Source organism: Plastoroseomonas arctica (genome assembly GCF_018128965.1).
Lineage (GTDB): Bacteria > Pseudomonadota > Alphaproteobacteria > Acetobacterales > Acetobacteraceae > Plastoroseomonas > Plastoroseomonas arctica.
The window spans coordinates 1-13,692 of record NZ_JAAEDH010000039.1; the positions used below are offsets into that span (position 1 = coordinate 1).

Genomic DNA, 13,692 nt, shown 5'->3' on the forward strand with positions numbered 1-13,692 from the left:
CCGCCTCCCGCGCGCCATCCGCATCGCCGGCCTCCCGCCGCGCATGCGCGAGCGCGAGCCACGCCTCGGGCACGGCCGGCGCGATCGCGACAGCGCGCTCCAAGACCCCCACCGCACCCACGGCATCGCCCATCGCGGCCATCGCCTGGCCGAGATTGCGCAAGGTCACGGCATCATCGGGGCGCGCGGCCAACGCCGCGCGAAACTCCGCCACGGCATCCGAAAGGCGTCCCGCGGCGGCCAGCGTGGCACCGAAATTCGCGCGGAAGATCGCACTGGACGGGGTGCCCATCACAGCGCGACGGCCATGCTCCAAAGCGCGCGGCAGGTCGCCCAGCTGGCGTGCGGCGATGCCCGCGAGGTTCAACGCATTCCCGTCACCAGGGAATCGCCGCAACACACGCGCGTAAATCCCGAGAGCCTCGGCCACGCGGCCGGAAGCGTGCAACGCCACGGCGTCGCGCAGGACCGGGGGAAAAGAATTCCCCCCGGACCCCCCATCTTTTATTTTTGCCACTTGGTTCTCGCGGCGCGCGGCACTCAGAACAGGCCCTGGATCAAGCCGTCGCTGTCCAGCGCGATGGTCTCGGCGGCGGGGTGGCGCGGCAGGCCAGGCATGGTCATGATGTCGCCGCAGATCGCGACGACGAAACCGGCGCCAGCAGCCAGACGCACGTCGCGCACGGTGAGCACATGGCCCTCCGGCGCACCCAGCAGCGTCGGGTCGGAACTGAACGAGGACTGCGTCTTTGCGATGCACACCGGCAGATGCGCAAAGCCCTGCTGCGCGAAGCGCGCGAGCTTCACCTCGGCGGCATGCGTGAAGGACACCGATCCGGCGCGATAGATCTCGCGCGCGATCACCCCGATCTTCTCGGCCAGGCCCAGATCGTCTGGATACAGCGGCGCAAACCGCCCACGGCCGATCCGCGCGAGCACCGCCTGCGCCAGATCCGCCGCCCCCGCGCCTCCATCGCTCCAATGCGTGCACAGCACCGCCTCCGTGCCCAGCGTCTCCATCGCGCGCTGCACGGCCGCGATCTCCGCATCGGTGTCCGAGGTGAACCGGTTGAGCGCGACCACCACCGGCACGCCGAACTTGCCCATGTTCTCCACATGGCGCGCGAGGTTCACCACGCCGCGCCCAACCGCCGCGACATCCTCGACACCCAGGGCCGATTTCGCGACGCCGCCATGCATCTTCAGCGCGCGCACCGTGACGACAACGACGCAGACCGAAGGCGCGATGCCCCCGATGCGCGCCTTGATGTCGCAGAACTTCTCCCCGCCCAGATCGGCGCCGAACCCGGCCTCCGTCACCACCACATCCGCGAGCGACAGCCCCAGCCGCGTCGCGATCAGGCTGTTGCACCCATGCGCGATATTCGCGAACGGCCCACCATGTACCAGGGCAGGATTCCCCTCCAGCGTCTGCACCAGGTTCGGTGCCAGCGCATCGCGCAGCAGCACCGCCATCGCGCCATCGGCCTTGATGTCGCGCGCCGTCACCAGCGTGCCGTCGCGTCGTGCACCCACCACCATGCGGCCCAGCCGCGCCTGCAGATCGGCCAGATCGCGGGCCAGGCAGAACACCGCCATCACCTCCGAGGCGACGGTGATGTCGAACCCCTCCTCGCGCGGCGACCCGTTGCCGACACCGCCGAGCGAGGCGACAATTTGGCGCAGCGCGCGGTCGTTCATGTCGAGCGCGCGGCGCCACGTCACCCGGCGCGGATCGAGCCCCGCCTCGTTGCCCCAGTACAGGTGGTTGTCCACCATCGCGGAGAGCAGGTTGTTCGCACTGGTGATCGCGTGGAAATCGCCGGTGAAGTGCAGGTTGATCTCCTCCATCGGCGCGACCTGCGCGTGGCCGCCGCCGGTCGCACCCCCCTTCACGCCGAAGCAGGGCCCGAGCGAGGGCTCGCGCAGGCACACCATGGTGCGCGTGCCGGCGGCGTTCAGCGCATCGCCCAGGCCGATGGTCGTGGTGGTCTTGCCCTCGCCCGCAGGCGTGGGGTTGATCCCCGTGACAAGCACCAGCGCGCCCTGCTTCGCCCCCGCCTGCGCGCGGACGAAATCCAGGCTCACCTTCGCCTTGAATTTTCCGTAGGGCTCGAGCGCCGCGTCGGGAATGCCTGCGCGCGCCGCCACCGCGGCGATCGGGCGCAACTCAGCCGCACGCGCGATCTCGAGGTCGGAGGCCATGCCGCAATCTCCCGGACGAATTCCCTGCCTCGCGCATATCGCCCCGCGCCGGCACAGGCAAGCGGCAGGCATGGCGGGTGCTTCATCCATGCCGAGTCCGCTTCTGAGCGCGGGCCATGGCGACACCCATCGGTGTAGAGGCGCCAGATCGTGCTCATCGGTAGAGGACCTGGAGCACGGTCTGGCCGGCGTGACGGCAGATCGGGACGCAGCCGATCGGCACTTGCGGCGATCGCACATGGAACACCGCGTCGTCCGGCCGCTGGTCGTCGGGAAGAACAACAATCGTGTCGTCGTCCGTCCCCGCCACTCTCTTACCGCTCCGATGCTCTCGCGCCGGATATCGACCGGGCGTCAGCGCAAGAACCGACGACCGCATTGGCCGTCTGCAAACGAAAAGGGGCGGGCACCCTACGGCGCCCGCCCATTCTTGTCGCCAGTGGCAGCACCCCCGGGAGGGCACCGCCGCTGATCAATCGAGCTTCAGGTTGCAGGCCGAAACCTTGCCACGATCGCCGCTCTGGACGTCGTAGGAGAGCTTCGCGCCTTCGCGCAGCTCATTGATGCCCGAGCGCTGCACGTCGGAGATGTGCACGAACACATCGCCGGTGCCGTCGGACGGCTGGATGAAGCCATAACCCTTGGTGGCGTTGAACCACTTCACGGTGCCATTGGCCATGTTTGTATTCCAATCAGATAACAAGATGTACCGCCGAACGAACGCCGTTAAGCGGGCCAATCTGCAGGAAGGAGCGGGCAGCAGGCTCGGCGCTCGATCACGAGCTTGGAGAGCAGGCCGAACCAAAGAGAGGCTGACGATGCGGATATAGGCCCTTCTCCAGGAAAAGCAAGGAAAACCGCACGTCGCCTTGCCTCTACCGCCACACGGGCGAAACCGTCGCGCGCATAGCACATTCGTGCTATAACGGCCGTACCGCGGGAGCCTCGCCATGACCACGACCACCACCATCCGCATCGACGAGGACCTGAAGCGGCGCGTGGCCGCGGCCGCCGAACGTCGCGGCAAGAGCACGCACGCATTCATCCTCGACGCGATCGCGGAAACCGTCGCGCGGGCGGAGGATGCCGACATCCTGCACCACCTGGCCGAGGCACGTTGGGCCAACCTTCTCCGCACGGGAGAGAGCGTGCCCTGGGACGACGCCAAGGCGTGGCTCGAAGCCAAGGCGCGCGGCGAGAACCCGCCAAGGCCCATGGCGCGCAAGCCCTCCCCCTGATCCGGCGCATGGCCAGGATCGAATGGGCACCCGAAGTCTTTGACGATTTCGAGCGGTTTCTCCGGCACATGGCCGAGTTCGGCATCGCCGATCGCACCGAGCGGATTGGCGAAATCATCGAGGCCATTCAAATCCTGGCCCATAGCCCGGCGATCGGCAGGCCAGTAAAGGCGGAGCTTCGCGAACTCATCATCGGGCGCGCGTCGCGCGGCTCCATCGCGCTCTTCCGGTTCGTCCCGGACATCGACACGGTGTTCATCCTGGCAATCCGCACGCAGCGCGAAGCCGGCGGGTAGAACGCTACGCCGCCGCCCGCCGCGTTACGCCCATCGCGTCCAGCGTGGCGCCGATCGCCTCCAGGGCGAAGGCGATGTCGGCCTGCCCGATCGCGCCGATCGCGCCGATGCGGATGGTCGGTGCCTCGGTCGTGAAGAAGTTCGAGATCAGCACCCCGCGCGCCTTCAGCGCCTCGACAAATTCCCCGAGATTGAAGGCGCCGTCGCCCGGCTGCCGCACCGTCACGATGATCGGGCCCTGCTCGGCGCGGGAGAGATAGGGCTGGATGCCCAGACCAGCGAGACCGTCATAGAGCTGCATCGCATTGGCCCGATACCGCGCGAGGCGGCCCGCCTGGCCGCCTTCCGCCGCGTGCAGGTCCAGCGCCACGTCGAAGGCCGCCAGCGCCTGCACCGGCGGGGTGAAGCGGAAGCTGCCCCAGCCGGAGCGCAGCGCATGCGCGTAGACATCGGCAAGGTCGAAGGCCCAGGACCCCGCCTGCCCCGCGCTCGCCAGCACCCGGTCCACGCGCGCCACCGCGAAGCCGATCCCCGGCAAGCCCTCGAAGCACTTGCCCGAGGTGAACACTGCCACATCCAGCTCCGGCTGCGCCGCGAGATCGAGCGGCAGCGCTCCGAGCGCGGAGACGGCGTCCAGGATCATCCGCTTGCCCGCCGCGCGCACCACCGCGCCGATCGCGGCGGGGTCGTTCACGATGCCCGAGCCGGTCTCGGAGTAGACCAGCGCCACGTGGCTGATGGTGGGGTCCGCGGCCAGTGCTGCGGCCACTTCTTCTGGTCTGGCACCGCGCGTGTCGGGCAGGTCGAGCAGCACCATGTCCCGCCCGGCCTCGCGGCCCAGCCGGGCGATGCGCTTGGCGTAGGTGCCGTTGGCCGGCACCAGCACGCGGCCGCCGGGGGCGACGAAGGTCCGCAGCGCGGCTTCCACCATGAAATGCCCGCAGCCCTGCAGCGGCAGGGTGACGTGCTCGCCCTCGATCCCGCCGGCGACGACCCGCACCCGCTCGCGGATGCGCGCATAGGTGGGGCGGAAGCCGTCATCCCAGGGCGCGATGTCCTGGGCCATCGCGGCGCGCGTCTGCGGCTGGGTCTGAACGGGGCCGGGGATGAGCAGGAGCATGCGAGGAGCCTCACGGGACGAGGGGATTGGGCATGCCATGGGCGGGCAGGCGGGGGAACCGATATTCTCGGCCCGCTGCGCCGAGCCTGCCGCATGCCTGGGCCGGGTGCGGCCCTCAGGCCACCATCGCGCCGCCGATTTCGCGCAGCAGCTTGCGCCGGATCGCCTCGGCGAAGCTCGCATAGTCCGCGGTGGGCATGGCGAAGCTGCCGGGGCCGCCGATCACCTCCTCGACGTAGTGCGCCAGCAGGTCGGGTTCCTCGTTGAGCACGGCGAGGCCGTTCACCACGAAGCCGGCCGCGACGCCGATGTCGCGCACCGGGCCCGGCGAGCGCCCCTGGTTCCAGGCCCCGTCGCCGGAGACATCCATCACCCCGCGCGTGAACGCCCCGCGATAGGCGCCCAGCAGCGCGAACCCCGCCGCCATCGCCTCGCCGAGCGCCGTGGCGCCGGCCGGCACCAGCCGCGGGCAGGCCTCGACGGCAGCCGAGAGCGCCCCCGCATCGGCAGCACCCGCAACGCGCAGCCACGGCACGCCCACCGCCTGCGCCCCGATATTCGACCACAGCATCAGCGTCACGGAGACGGCGCCCGCGGTGCCGGAGACCATCGCCGCCTGCACCTCGGCATCGCGGAACGCCGCGGCATAGCCGCCCATCATCAGCCCGAACTCGTCGAAATCGACCGAGGAGGAGGCGTCCACCGCCAGCACCAAGGCCAGATCCACAGGCTCCATGCCCCGTTGCCTTTCCACCCGCGCCTGTCGCACCCTGGCCGCGCATATGGAGAGCCTCATGCCCGAAGACACCGTCGGCGCTTTCGTCCCCGGCCCGCACGCGCAGGTCGCGGGGGCCGCGACCGGTCCGCTCGCCGGGCTGCACTGCGCGATCAAGGACCTTTATGACATCGCCGGCTGGCCCACGACCTATGGCAACCCGGACTGGGCGCGCACCCATCCGGTGCCCGATTCGACCGCCACGGTCGTGACCATGCTGCTGCAGGCCGGCGCGTCCGTGGTGGGCAAGACGAAGACCGTCGAGCTCGCCTATGGCCTGACCGGGGAGAATGTCTGGCACGGCACGCCGACCAACCCGGCCGCACCCGACCGCTTCCCCGGCGGCTCCTCCTGCGGCTCGGCCGCCGCCGTCGCCGCAAGGCTCGTGGATTTCGCCATGGGCTCGGACACCGCCGGCTCGGTCCGCATTCCCGCCAGCTATTGCGGCATCTTCGGCATCCGCCCGAGCTGGGGTGCGATTTCGCTCGCGGGTGCGGCCGCGCTCAGCCCGCCCTACGATACGCCGGGCTGGTTTGCGCGCGACGCCGCCACGCTCCGCCGCGTGGGCGAGGTCCTGCTGCCCACTCAGCCGAGCGCCACGCCCACCCTGCTCCTCAAGCCATCCGAAGCCTGGGCCAACGCGGATCCGGACGCGGCCGAATCGCTGGCCCCGGCCATCGCCCGCCTCGAGGCCCTGCTCGGCCCCGCGATCCCGGTGAGCCTGGTCCCCGAGGGGCTCGCCACCCTTTATGAGACTTTCCGCTGCGGTTCCGCGCCCGAGGTCTGGGCCGCGCTCGGGCCCTGGATCAGCAGCACCAGCCCGGAATTCGGCCCCGGCGTGAAGGAACGCTTCGCGGCAGCCGCGGCCATGGACCCCGCGCTCGCCGCCCAGGCCCGCGCCTTCCGCCGCGTCTTCCAGTCGCGGATGCACGCGCTGCTCGCCGGCGGCGCCGTGCTCGCCTACCCCACCGCCCCGGGCCCCGCCCCCTTCCTCACCGCGACCCAGGCCGAGCAGAACGCCGAGCGCGAGCGCACCATCTCGGTTACCTCCATCGCCGGCCTGCCCGGCCTGCCCGAGGTCACCCTGCCGCTCGGCACCGCCGACGGCGCGCCGGTCGGCCTGTCCCTGGTCGCCGCACCGGGGCGCGACCTTGCCCTTCTCGCCCTCGCGGAGCGCCTGGTGCCATGATCATCCGCCCGACCGAAGCCGCCGACATCCCGGCCATCACCGCGATCTACGCGCACCACGTCCTGCACGGCACCGGCACCTTCGAGGAGACGCCCCCGAGCGAGGCCGAGATCGCCGCACGCATCGCCAAGGTGCAGGAGGCGGGTGCGGCCTGGCTCACCGCGCTCGCCGAGGACGGGTCCATCGCCGGCTATGGCTACTACGCCGCGCTGCGCGACCGCTCCGCCTATCGCTACACGGTCGAGGACAGCATCTATATCCGCGACGACGTGCGCGGGCAGGGCGTGGGCAAGGCACTGGTCGCGGCCCTGTTGGACCACGCCACGGCCGCGGGTCGCCGCCAGATGATCGCGGTGATCGGCGATTCCGAGAATACCGGGTCCATCGGGCTGCACCTCTCGCTCGGCTTCCGCCAGATCGGCGTGCAGAAGGCGGTGGGCATCAAGTTCGGCCGCTGGCTGGACGTGGTGCTGATGCAGAAGGCGCTGGGCGCCGGCGACCGAACCCTCCCGTAAGGAAACCCATCATGCTTATCCGCGCCCTCGCCGTGCTCCTGCTCGCGCTCACCGCACTGCCTGCCGTGGCCCAGACCCTGTCCGGCCCGGCGCGGGAGGAGTTCATCGTGAGCGGCCTCGACGCCTGCGCCGACAATGTGCGCCGTGAAATCGTCGACGATGCGGAGGGAGCCCGCCGGAGGGGCGTCGCCGCGCATCGCGTCGGCCTGTTCTGTCGCTGCCAGATGGAGTTCATGGCCGATGTGATGACGTTGGAGGAGTTGCGGATCGTGACCCGGGACGGGCTTCCCGACAGCTGGACGGTCCTGCTCAATGCGTCGGTCCGTCTCTGCCTGCCGACGCTCAGTACGGCGCCGCGGCCGTGATGCCGGTCAGTCGCGCACCCATCTGAAGCGCGCGCGCACGACCACATCCCCCTCGACGACGGACTGCACCGCCGCTTTCTCGCCGCGCACAACGACCGCCGAGAACGCACGCTCGCCTTTCACCCGGGCGAGGAACAGGCGGTCGAACGCGACGGCACCCGGGCTGCGCGCCACGCAGCAGGTGCAGCCCGGGACGTGCTCGGCCGCAAAACCATCGAGCAAGGCCGCGCCGTCCGGCACCGCTTCGCCCTCAGCCAGGGCGCGCACGGGGATTCTCGCATCGATGGACCAGGTCATGATGCTAGACATAAGGATATGTTTATGCCTATATCAAGCCCATGGATGAGCTGCTCACCAAACTCCGCGCCGCCGCCGAGCCGACCCGGCTGCGCCTGCTTGCGCTCTGCGCGCGTGGCGCGTGGTGCGTGTCGGACCTCGTCGCCATCCTGGGCCAATCCCAGCCGCGCCTGTCGCGCCATCTGAAACTCCTCACCGAGGCGGGGCTGCTGCAGCGCACGCCCGAAGGGGCGAATGCCTGGTTCCAGTTGCCCGAGGATGCCGACCTCGCGCGCTCCATTCTCGCCCGCCTGCCCGAGGACGACCAGCGCCTGGCCGCGGACCGCCGCACCGCCGCGCGCATCGCCGCGGAGCGCGCCCGCGCGGCTTCGGAATCCTTCCGCCGCCATGGCGCCGATTGGGACGAGCTGCGCGCGCTCGACATCGCCGCACCCCCGGTGGAGGCCGCGCTGCTCGCCGCCCTGCCCGGCAATGCGCAGGCGCGGCTGCTCGACATCGGCTGCGGCACCGGGCGGCTGCTGGAACTGGTCGCCCCCCATGTCGCGGCCGCGACCGGCATCGATGCCTCGCGCGACATGCTGGCCCTCGCCCGCACGCGCCTCGCCGAGCACAACCTCGCCAATTGCGCCGTGCGCCAGGCCGATCTGTATCGCCTGCCCTTCCCGGACGCCGCCTTCGACATCGTCACGCTCCAGATGGTGCTGCACTACGCCGAGGACCCGGCCGCGGCGCTGGCCGAGGCCGCGCGCGTCCTCAAGCCCGAGGGCCGCCTCATCCTGCTCGACCTCGCCGCGCATGACCGGGCGGAGCTGCTGAAACGCCTCGCGCATCGCTGGCCCGGCTTTGACGATGCCGCGCTGAATGGCTGGCTCGGGGCCGCCGGCCTCGCGCCTATGCAGCCCACCGACCTCGGCCCGCTGCGCCTCTGGTGCGCCGAAGCGCGCCAGCACGTGACCGCCTAGAACGAGTACACAATCATGTTCCGTCCCCACCTCCTCGATGCCCTCCGCGACCAGGTCCTGCTCTGCGACGGTGGCATGGGTGCCCGCGTCCAGGCCATGAACCTCGAGGTCGAGGCCGACTACTGGAACCGCGAGAACTGCACCGAGGTGCTGAACCTCTCCCGCCCCGACATCGTGCGCGAGATCCATCGCAGCTATTTCGAGGCCGGCGCCGACATGGTGCTGACCAACACTTTTGGCGGATCGCCGGTGACGCTCGGCGAGTTCGAGCTCGAGGAGCGCGCCTTCGAGATCAACAAGCTCGCCGTCGAGCTCGCCCGCGAGGCGGCCGAGACCTTCTCAGATGGCCGCCACCGCTGGGTGATCGGCGATATCGGCCCCGGCACCAAGCTGCCGAGCCTGGGCAACATCACCTATGACGTGCTGGAAGCCGCGCTCGTCGAGCAATGCCGGGGCCTGATCGCGGGCGGTGCGGACGCGATCCTCACCGAGACCAACCAGGACACGCTGTTCATCAAGGCCGCGGTCAACGCGGCGAAGATCGCGCGCGCCCAGGCGCATTCGAACATTCCGATCTTCGTGCAGGTCACCGTCGAGACCACCGGCACGCTGCTGGTCGGGCCCGACATCGCCGCGGCCGCGACCGTCACCCACGCGCTCGACGTGCCGCTGATGGGGCTGAACTGCGCGACGGGTCCGCAGGAGATGGCCGAGCATGTGCGCTGGCTGGCGCAGAACTGGCCCGGGCTGATCAGCGTGCAGCCGAACGCCGGCCTGCCCGAACTGGTCGACGGCAAGACCCACTACCCGCTGGCCCCCGCCGATCTCGCGAGCTGGATGGAACGCTTCGTTCGCGAGGATGGCATCAACCTGATCGGCGGGTGCTGCGGCACCTCGACGCCGCATATCGCCGCCCTCGACGCGATGCTGCGCAAGCACGCGCCGTTCCGCCCCGCTCCCGTCGCGCGGAAATTCCACTGGATCCCGAGCGTCGCGAGCCTCTACGGCGCGACCTCGCTGCGCCAGGAGAACAGTTTTTTCAGTATCGGAGAGCGCTGCAACGCCAACGGTTCGAAGGCCTGGCGTCAGCGCCAGGAAGCCGGCGACTGGGATGGCTGCGTCGCGATGGGCCGCGAGCAGGTGGCCGAGGGCTCCTCGTCGCTGGACATCTGCACCGCCTTCGTCGGCCGCGACGAGCTGTACGAGATGAGCGAGGTCATCACTCGCTTCACCAGCAGCGTGAACTCGCCCCTGGTGATCGACTCCACCGAGACGAACATCATCGAGGCCGCGCTGAAGCTGCATGGCGGCAAGCCGATCATCAACTCGATCAATTTCGAGGAAGGCGAGAAGGCGGCCGAGGATCGCATGATCCTGGCGAAGAAGTTCGGCGCCTGCGTCATCGCGCTGACCATCGACGAGGTCGGCATGGCGAAGACCGCCGAGGACAAGCTGCGCATCGCCCGCCGCCTGGTCGATTTCGCCTGCACGAAGCACGGCCTGCCGCAATCCGACCTGATGATCGATCCGCTGACCTTCACCATCGCCACCGGCAACGAGGATGACCGCAAGCTGGGTCTCTGGACGCTCGACGGCATCCGCATGATCCGCGAGGAATTCCCCGATATCCAGATCATCCTCGGCCTCTCCAACATCTCCTTCGGCCTGAACCCGGCGGCGCGCCACGTGCTGAATTCCGTGTTCCTCGATCTCGCCGTGAAGGCCGGCATGACGGGTGCGATCGTGCACGTCTCCAAGATCAAGCCGCTGCACCAGATCCCGGCCGAGGAGGTAAAGGTCGTTGAAGACCTCATCTTCGACCGCCGGTCAGAGGGCTATGATCCGCTCCAGAAAGTGCTGGAGATCTTCTCTGGCCGGAAGGCCGCCGACAACGTCGCGAAGGTGAAGGCCGCGACCGTCGAGGGGCGCCTGAAGGACCGCATCGTCGATGGCGACCGCAAGGGCCTGGGCGACGAGCTGCAGGCCGCGCTCGACCAGGGCATCGCGCCGCTCACCATCATCAACGACGTGCTGCTCGATGGCATGAAGGTGGTCGGCGAGCTGTTCGGCGCCGGCAAGATGCAGCTGCCCTTCGTGCTGCAATCCGCCGAGACCATGAAATCCGCCGTCGCCTACCTCGAGCCCTTCATGGAGAAGGTGGAGGGCCAGGAGAAGGGCACCATCGTGCTCGCGACCGTGAAAGGCGACGTGCACGACATCGGCAAGAACCTGGTCGACATCATCCTCACCAACAATGGCTACAAGGTCATCAACCTCGGCATCAAGGTGCCGCTGGCCGACATGATCACCGCGGCGAAGGAGAACCGCGCCCACGCGATCGGCATGTCCGGCCTGCTGGTGAAATCGACCGTGGTGATGCGCGAGAACCTCGAGGAGATGTCGCGCCAGGGCGTGGACCTCCCGATCATGCTCGGCGGCGCGGCACTCACGCGGAACTACGTCGAGGATGATTGCGTGCACGCCTATGCCTCGGGCCGCGTCGCCTATGCGCGCGATGCCTTCGACGGGTTGCACCTGATGGACCGCGTCATGGGCAACGGCTTTGACGACTATCTCGCGGCACTGCAGGCCAAGCGCGTGGGCAAGGCGACCAACACCAAGCGCACGCTCGGCACCGCCGACCCGCGCGGCTTCGCCCCCGTCGACGTCGCCTATGCGCAGACCCGCCGCCGCCGCGTCTCGGCCGAGAGCGCCACGCCGACGCCACCCTTCTGGGGTGCGAAGGTGCTGGAGGCGCCGCCCAAGGCGATCATCCCCTTCCTCAACGAGCGCAGCCTGTATCAATTCCAATGGGGCTTCCGGAAGCAGGGCCGTTCGCTGGAAGACTTTATCGGCTGGGCCAAGCAGGAGCTGCGCCCGGTGCTCAAGCGCATGCTCGCGCTGGCCGAGGCCGACAACATCCTCAAGCCGCAGGCGATCTACGGCTATTGGAAATGCGCGGGCGTGGGCAACGACCTGGTGCTGTTCGAGCAGGACGGCATCACCGAGGCCTGCCGCTTCACCCTGCCGCGCCAGCCCAAGGAGGATGGCGAGTGCATCGCCGACTTCATCCGCGACATCGGCGACGGGCCGGAGCAGCGCGACGTGATCGGCCTGCAGGTCGTGACCGTGGGCCAGAAGGCGTCCGACATCGCGCGCGACTGGTTCGAGGATAACCGCTACCAGGATTACCTCTATTTGCACGGCCTCAGCGTCGAGATGGCGGAAGCCATGGCCGAATACACCCACAAGCGCATCCGTGCCGAGCTGGGCTTCGCGTCCGAGGACGACCGCGACATGGACAAGATGCTGAGCCAGTCCTATCGCGGTGGCCGCTACTCCTTCGGCTATCCGGCCTGCCCGCGGCTGGAGGACCAGGCGCCGCTGCTGAAGCTGCTCGACGCCGAGCGCATCAGCGTCTCCATCAGCGACGAGTGGCAGCTGCACCCGGAGCAATCGACCAGCGCGATCGTGCTGCATCACCCGCGGGCGAAGTACTTCTCGGTCTAGGGCCCATGCAGGGCGCGCTTCCTGCGGCCCGGCACCCCGGCTATAGAGCCCCGGCATGAAAACCGCCGCCACCATCGCCGCCGGCAGCGTCGCCATCGCGCTCGCCGTCCTGGCGCTCAAGGCGGCGGCCTGGTGGCTCACCGGCAGCGTGGCGCTGCTCGCCGACGCGCTCGAATCCATCGTCAACGTCGCGGCCGCCGTGGCGGCACTCATCGCCATCCGCTTCTCCGCCCTGCCGGCCGACGCGAACCACCCCTACGGGCACGCCAAGGCGGAGTACTTCTCCGCCGTCCTCGAAGGCGCGCTCATCATCGTCGCCGCCATCCTCATCCTCTACTCCGCCTATGGCGCCTGGAACGCCCCCCGCGCCCCCGAGGCCGCCGCCACCGGCCTCGTCATCGCCACCCTCGCAACCGGGCTCAACGCTGGCTGGTCCGCCTTCCTCTTCCGCCGCGGCCGCTCCCTCCGCTCCCCCGCCCTCCTCGCCGACGCCCAGCACCTGCTCTCAGACGTCATCACCTCCGTGGGCGTGCTGGTCGCGGTGGCGCTGGTCGCACTCACCGGCCAACTGTGGCTCGACCCTCTGATGGCCGCCGTCACCGCCGTGAACATCCTCTTTTCCGGCTGGCGGCTGATGCGCGAATCCCTAGGCGGCCTCATGGACGAGGCCGTCCCCGGCGAGATGCTCGCCCGCATCCGTCGCCTGGTGGCCGAGCACGCCGCGGGCGCGCTGGAGGCGCATGACCTGCGCACCCGCAACGCCGGCCGCTTCACTTTCGTCGAGTTCCACCTCGTCGTCCCCGGCGCGATGACGGTCGATGAGGCGCATGCCATCTGCGACCGCGTCGAGGTTGCCTTGAAGGCGGAGATCGGCGAGTCCGTGATCACCATCCACGTCGAGCCCGAGGGCAAGGCGAAGCACCAGGGTGTGCTGGTCCTGTGAAGCGTGCGCTGATCGCGTCGGTGGCGCTGCACGCCGGCCTCGCGGCCGCCATCCTGCTCTACCGCGCCCTCCCCCTGGCCGAGCCGCCGCAGAACGAGGGGGTGGCGCTGGTCATGCTCCAGGTCGAGGACGAGGCGGCCGAGGGCACCCCCGCGGCACCCGCCGGCGCCCTGGAACCCCCCGAGGCCGGGGCACCGCCCGAGGCGCCGCCCCCCGCCCCGGAGCTGGCCGAAGCGCCACCCCCGGTCGAGCCGCCGCCGCCGGCGCCGGCCGTTCC

General features: G+C 69.6%; 15 protein-coding genes. 9 read left to right on the forward strand and 6 right to left on the reverse strand.

Annotated features, from left to right (window positions below):
- The 3 genes from GXW79_RS20775 to GXW79_RS20785 all read right to left on the reverse strand — a co-directional run.
- On the reverse strand, window positions 1-400 hold a 400-nt coding region (locus GXW79_RS20775), incomplete at its 3' end, for a tetratricopeptide repeat protein (protein ID WP_211876372.1).
- A 140-nt stretch (window positions 401-540) separates the two neighbouring features.
- Entirely contained in the window at window positions 541-2,205 is a 1,665-nt protein-coding gene (locus GXW79_RS20780; RefSeq protein ID WP_211876373.1) for a formate--tetrahydrofolate ligase, read from the reverse strand.
- Window positions 2,206-2,677: 472 nt separating this feature from the next.
- Window positions 2,678-2,884: a cold-shock protein gene (locus tag GXW79_RS20785; RefSeq protein WP_211876374.1), complete on the reverse strand. Its 207-nt coding sequence runs from the start codon at window positions 2,882-2,884 to the stop codon at window positions 2,678-2,680.
- A 271-nt stretch (window positions 2,885-3,155) separates the two neighbouring features.
- Here GXW79_RS20785 and GXW79_RS20790 point away from each other — a divergent pair, with 271 nt between their 5' ends.
- Together GXW79_RS20790 and GXW79_RS20795 are read left to right on the forward strand one after the other, a co-directional pair.
- A complete protein-coding gene (locus GXW79_RS20790; RefSeq protein WP_211876375.1) occupies window positions 3,156-3,443 on the forward strand; it encodes a CopG family ribbon-helix-helix protein in 288 nt (95 codons plus the stop codon).
- Between the two features lie 8 nt (window positions 3,444-3,451).
- The gene (locus GXW79_RS20795; protein ID WP_211876376.1) at window positions 3,452-3,739 is read left to right on the forward strand and encodes a type II toxin-antitoxin system RelE/ParE family toxin; all 288 of its coding nucleotides are present in this window, start codon (window positions 3,452-3,454) and stop codon (window positions 3,737-3,739) included.
- A 4-nt stretch (window positions 3,740-3,743) separates the two neighbouring features.
- Here GXW79_RS20795 and GXW79_RS20800 read toward each other — a convergent pair whose 3' ends face one another.
- Together GXW79_RS20800 and GXW79_RS20805 are read right to left on the reverse strand one after the other, a co-directional pair.
- Window positions 3,744-4,859, reverse strand: coding sequence for a 2-aminoethylphosphonate--pyruvate transaminase (locus GXW79_RS20800; protein WP_211876377.1), 1,116 nt, complete (start codon window positions 4,857-4,859; stop codon window positions 3,744-3,746).
- A 115-nt stretch (window positions 4,860-4,974) separates the two neighbouring features.
- Window positions 4,975-5,595 carry a DUF1194 domain-containing protein gene (locus GXW79_RS20805; protein ID WP_211876378.1) on the reverse strand — a complete coding sequence of 207 codons (621 nt, stop codon included), beginning with the start codon at window positions 5,593-5,595 and terminating at the stop codon, window positions 4,975-4,977.
- A gap of 58 nt (window positions 5,596-5,653) precedes the next feature.
- Here GXW79_RS20805 and GXW79_RS20810 point away from each other — a divergent pair, with 58 nt between their 5' ends.
- The 3 genes from GXW79_RS20810 to GXW79_RS20820 are packed head-to-tail and all read left to right on the forward strand — an operon-like array spanning window position 5,654 to window position 7,703.
- The gene (locus GXW79_RS20810; protein WP_211876379.1) at window positions 5,654-6,823 is read left to right on the forward strand and encodes an amidase; all 1,170 of its coding nucleotides are present in this window, start codon (window positions 5,654-5,656) and stop codon (window positions 6,821-6,823) included.
- Window positions 6,820-7,338, forward strand: a complete 519-nt coding sequence (locus GXW79_RS20815; RefSeq protein ID WP_211876380.1) for a GNAT family N-acetyltransferase — start codon at window positions 6,820-6,822, stop codon at window positions 7,336-7,338. The genes GXW79_RS20810 and GXW79_RS20815 overlap by 4 nt, the downstream gene beginning before the upstream one ends.
- 11 nt (window positions 7,339-7,349) lie before the next feature.
- Window positions 7,350-7,703: a hypothetical protein gene (locus GXW79_RS20820; protein ID WP_211876381.1), complete on the forward strand. Its 354-nt coding sequence runs from the start codon at window positions 7,350-7,352 to the stop codon at window positions 7,701-7,703.
- Window positions 7,704-7,709: 6 nt separating this feature from the next.
- Here GXW79_RS20820 and GXW79_RS20825 read toward each other — a convergent pair whose 3' ends face one another.
- Window positions 7,710-8,012, reverse strand: coding sequence for a hypothetical protein (locus tag GXW79_RS20825; protein ID WP_246504198.1), 303 nt, complete (start codon window positions 8,010-8,012; stop codon window positions 7,710-7,712).
- 29 nt (window positions 8,013-8,041) lie between these two features.
- Here GXW79_RS20825 and GXW79_RS20830 point away from each other — a divergent pair, with 29 nt between their 5' ends.
- From GXW79_RS20830 to GXW79_RS20845, 4 genes are all read left to right on the forward strand, one after another.
- Window positions 8,042-8,962 (forward strand): ArsR/SmtB family transcription factor, encoded by a 921-nt coding sequence (locus GXW79_RS20830; protein ID WP_211876382.1) that lies wholly within the window; start codon window positions 8,042-8,044, stop codon window positions 8,960-8,962.
- 15 nt (window positions 8,963-8,977) lie between these two features.
- Window positions 8,978-12,472 (forward strand): methionine synthase, encoded by a 3,495-nt coding sequence (gene metH, locus GXW79_RS20835; protein WP_211876383.1) that lies wholly within the window; start codon window positions 8,978-8,980, stop codon window positions 12,470-12,472.
- Between the two features lie 55 nt (window positions 12,473-12,527).
- Window positions 12,528-13,415 (forward strand): cation diffusion facilitator family transporter, encoded by an 888-nt coding sequence (locus GXW79_RS20840; protein ID WP_211876384.1) that lies wholly within the window; start codon window positions 12,528-12,530, stop codon window positions 13,413-13,415.
- Window positions 13,412-13,692 (forward strand): hypothetical protein (locus GXW79_RS20845; protein WP_456315840.1); only part of this gene is annotated, 281 nt, incomplete at its 3' end. The genes GXW79_RS20840 and GXW79_RS20845, both read left to right, overlap by 4 nt.

Coding starts and splice junctions, on each gene's coding strand:
- GXW79_RS20780 (WP_211876373.1), bottom strand. CDS start 2,205: ATGGCCTCCGACCTCGAGATCGCGCGTGCGGCTGAGTTGCGCCCGATC.
- GXW79_RS20805 (WP_211876378.1), bottom strand. CDS start 5,595: ATGGAGCCTGTGGATCTGGCCTTGGTGCTGGCGGTGGACGCCTCCTCC.
- GXW79_RS20825 (WP_246504198.1), bottom strand. CDS start 8,012: ATGTCTAGCATCATGACCTGGTCCATCGATGCGAGAATCCCCGTGCGC.
- GXW79_RS20830 (WP_211876382.1), top strand. CDS start 8,042: ATGGATGAGCTGCTCACCAAACTCCGCGCCGCCGCCGAGCCGACCCGG.
- GXW79_RS20815 (WP_211876380.1), top strand. CDS start 6,820: ATGATCATCCGCCCGACCGAAGCCGCCGACATCCCGGCCATCACCGCG.
- GXW79_RS20785 (WP_211876374.1), bottom strand. CDS start 2,884: ATGGCCAATGGCACCGTGAAGTGGTTCAACGCCACCAAGGGTTATGGC.
- GXW79_RS20810 (WP_211876379.1), top strand. CDS start 5,654: ATGCCCGAAGACACCGTCGGCGCTTTCGTCCCCGGCCCGCACGCGCAG.
- metH (WP_211876383.1), top strand. CDS start 8,978: ATGTTCCGTCCCCACCTCCTCGATGCCCTCCGCGACCAGGTCCTGCTC.
- GXW79_RS20820 (WP_211876381.1), top strand. CDS start 7,350: ATGCTTATCCGCGCCCTCGCCGTGCTCCTGCTCGCGCTCACCGCACTG.
- GXW79_RS20840 (WP_211876384.1), top strand. CDS start 12,528: ATGAAAACCGCCGCCACCATCGCCGCCGGCAGCGTCGCCATCGCGCTC.
- GXW79_RS20790 (WP_211876375.1), top strand. CDS start 3,156: ATGACCACGACCACCACCATCCGCATCGACGAGGACCTGAAGCGGCGC.
- GXW79_RS20800 (WP_211876377.1), bottom strand. CDS start 4,859: ATGCTCCTGCTCATCCCCGGCCCCGTTCAGACCCAGCCGCAGACGCGC.
- GXW79_RS20795 (WP_211876376.1), top strand. CDS start 3,452: ATGGCCAGGATCGAATGGGCACCCGAAGTCTTTGACGATTTCGAGCGG.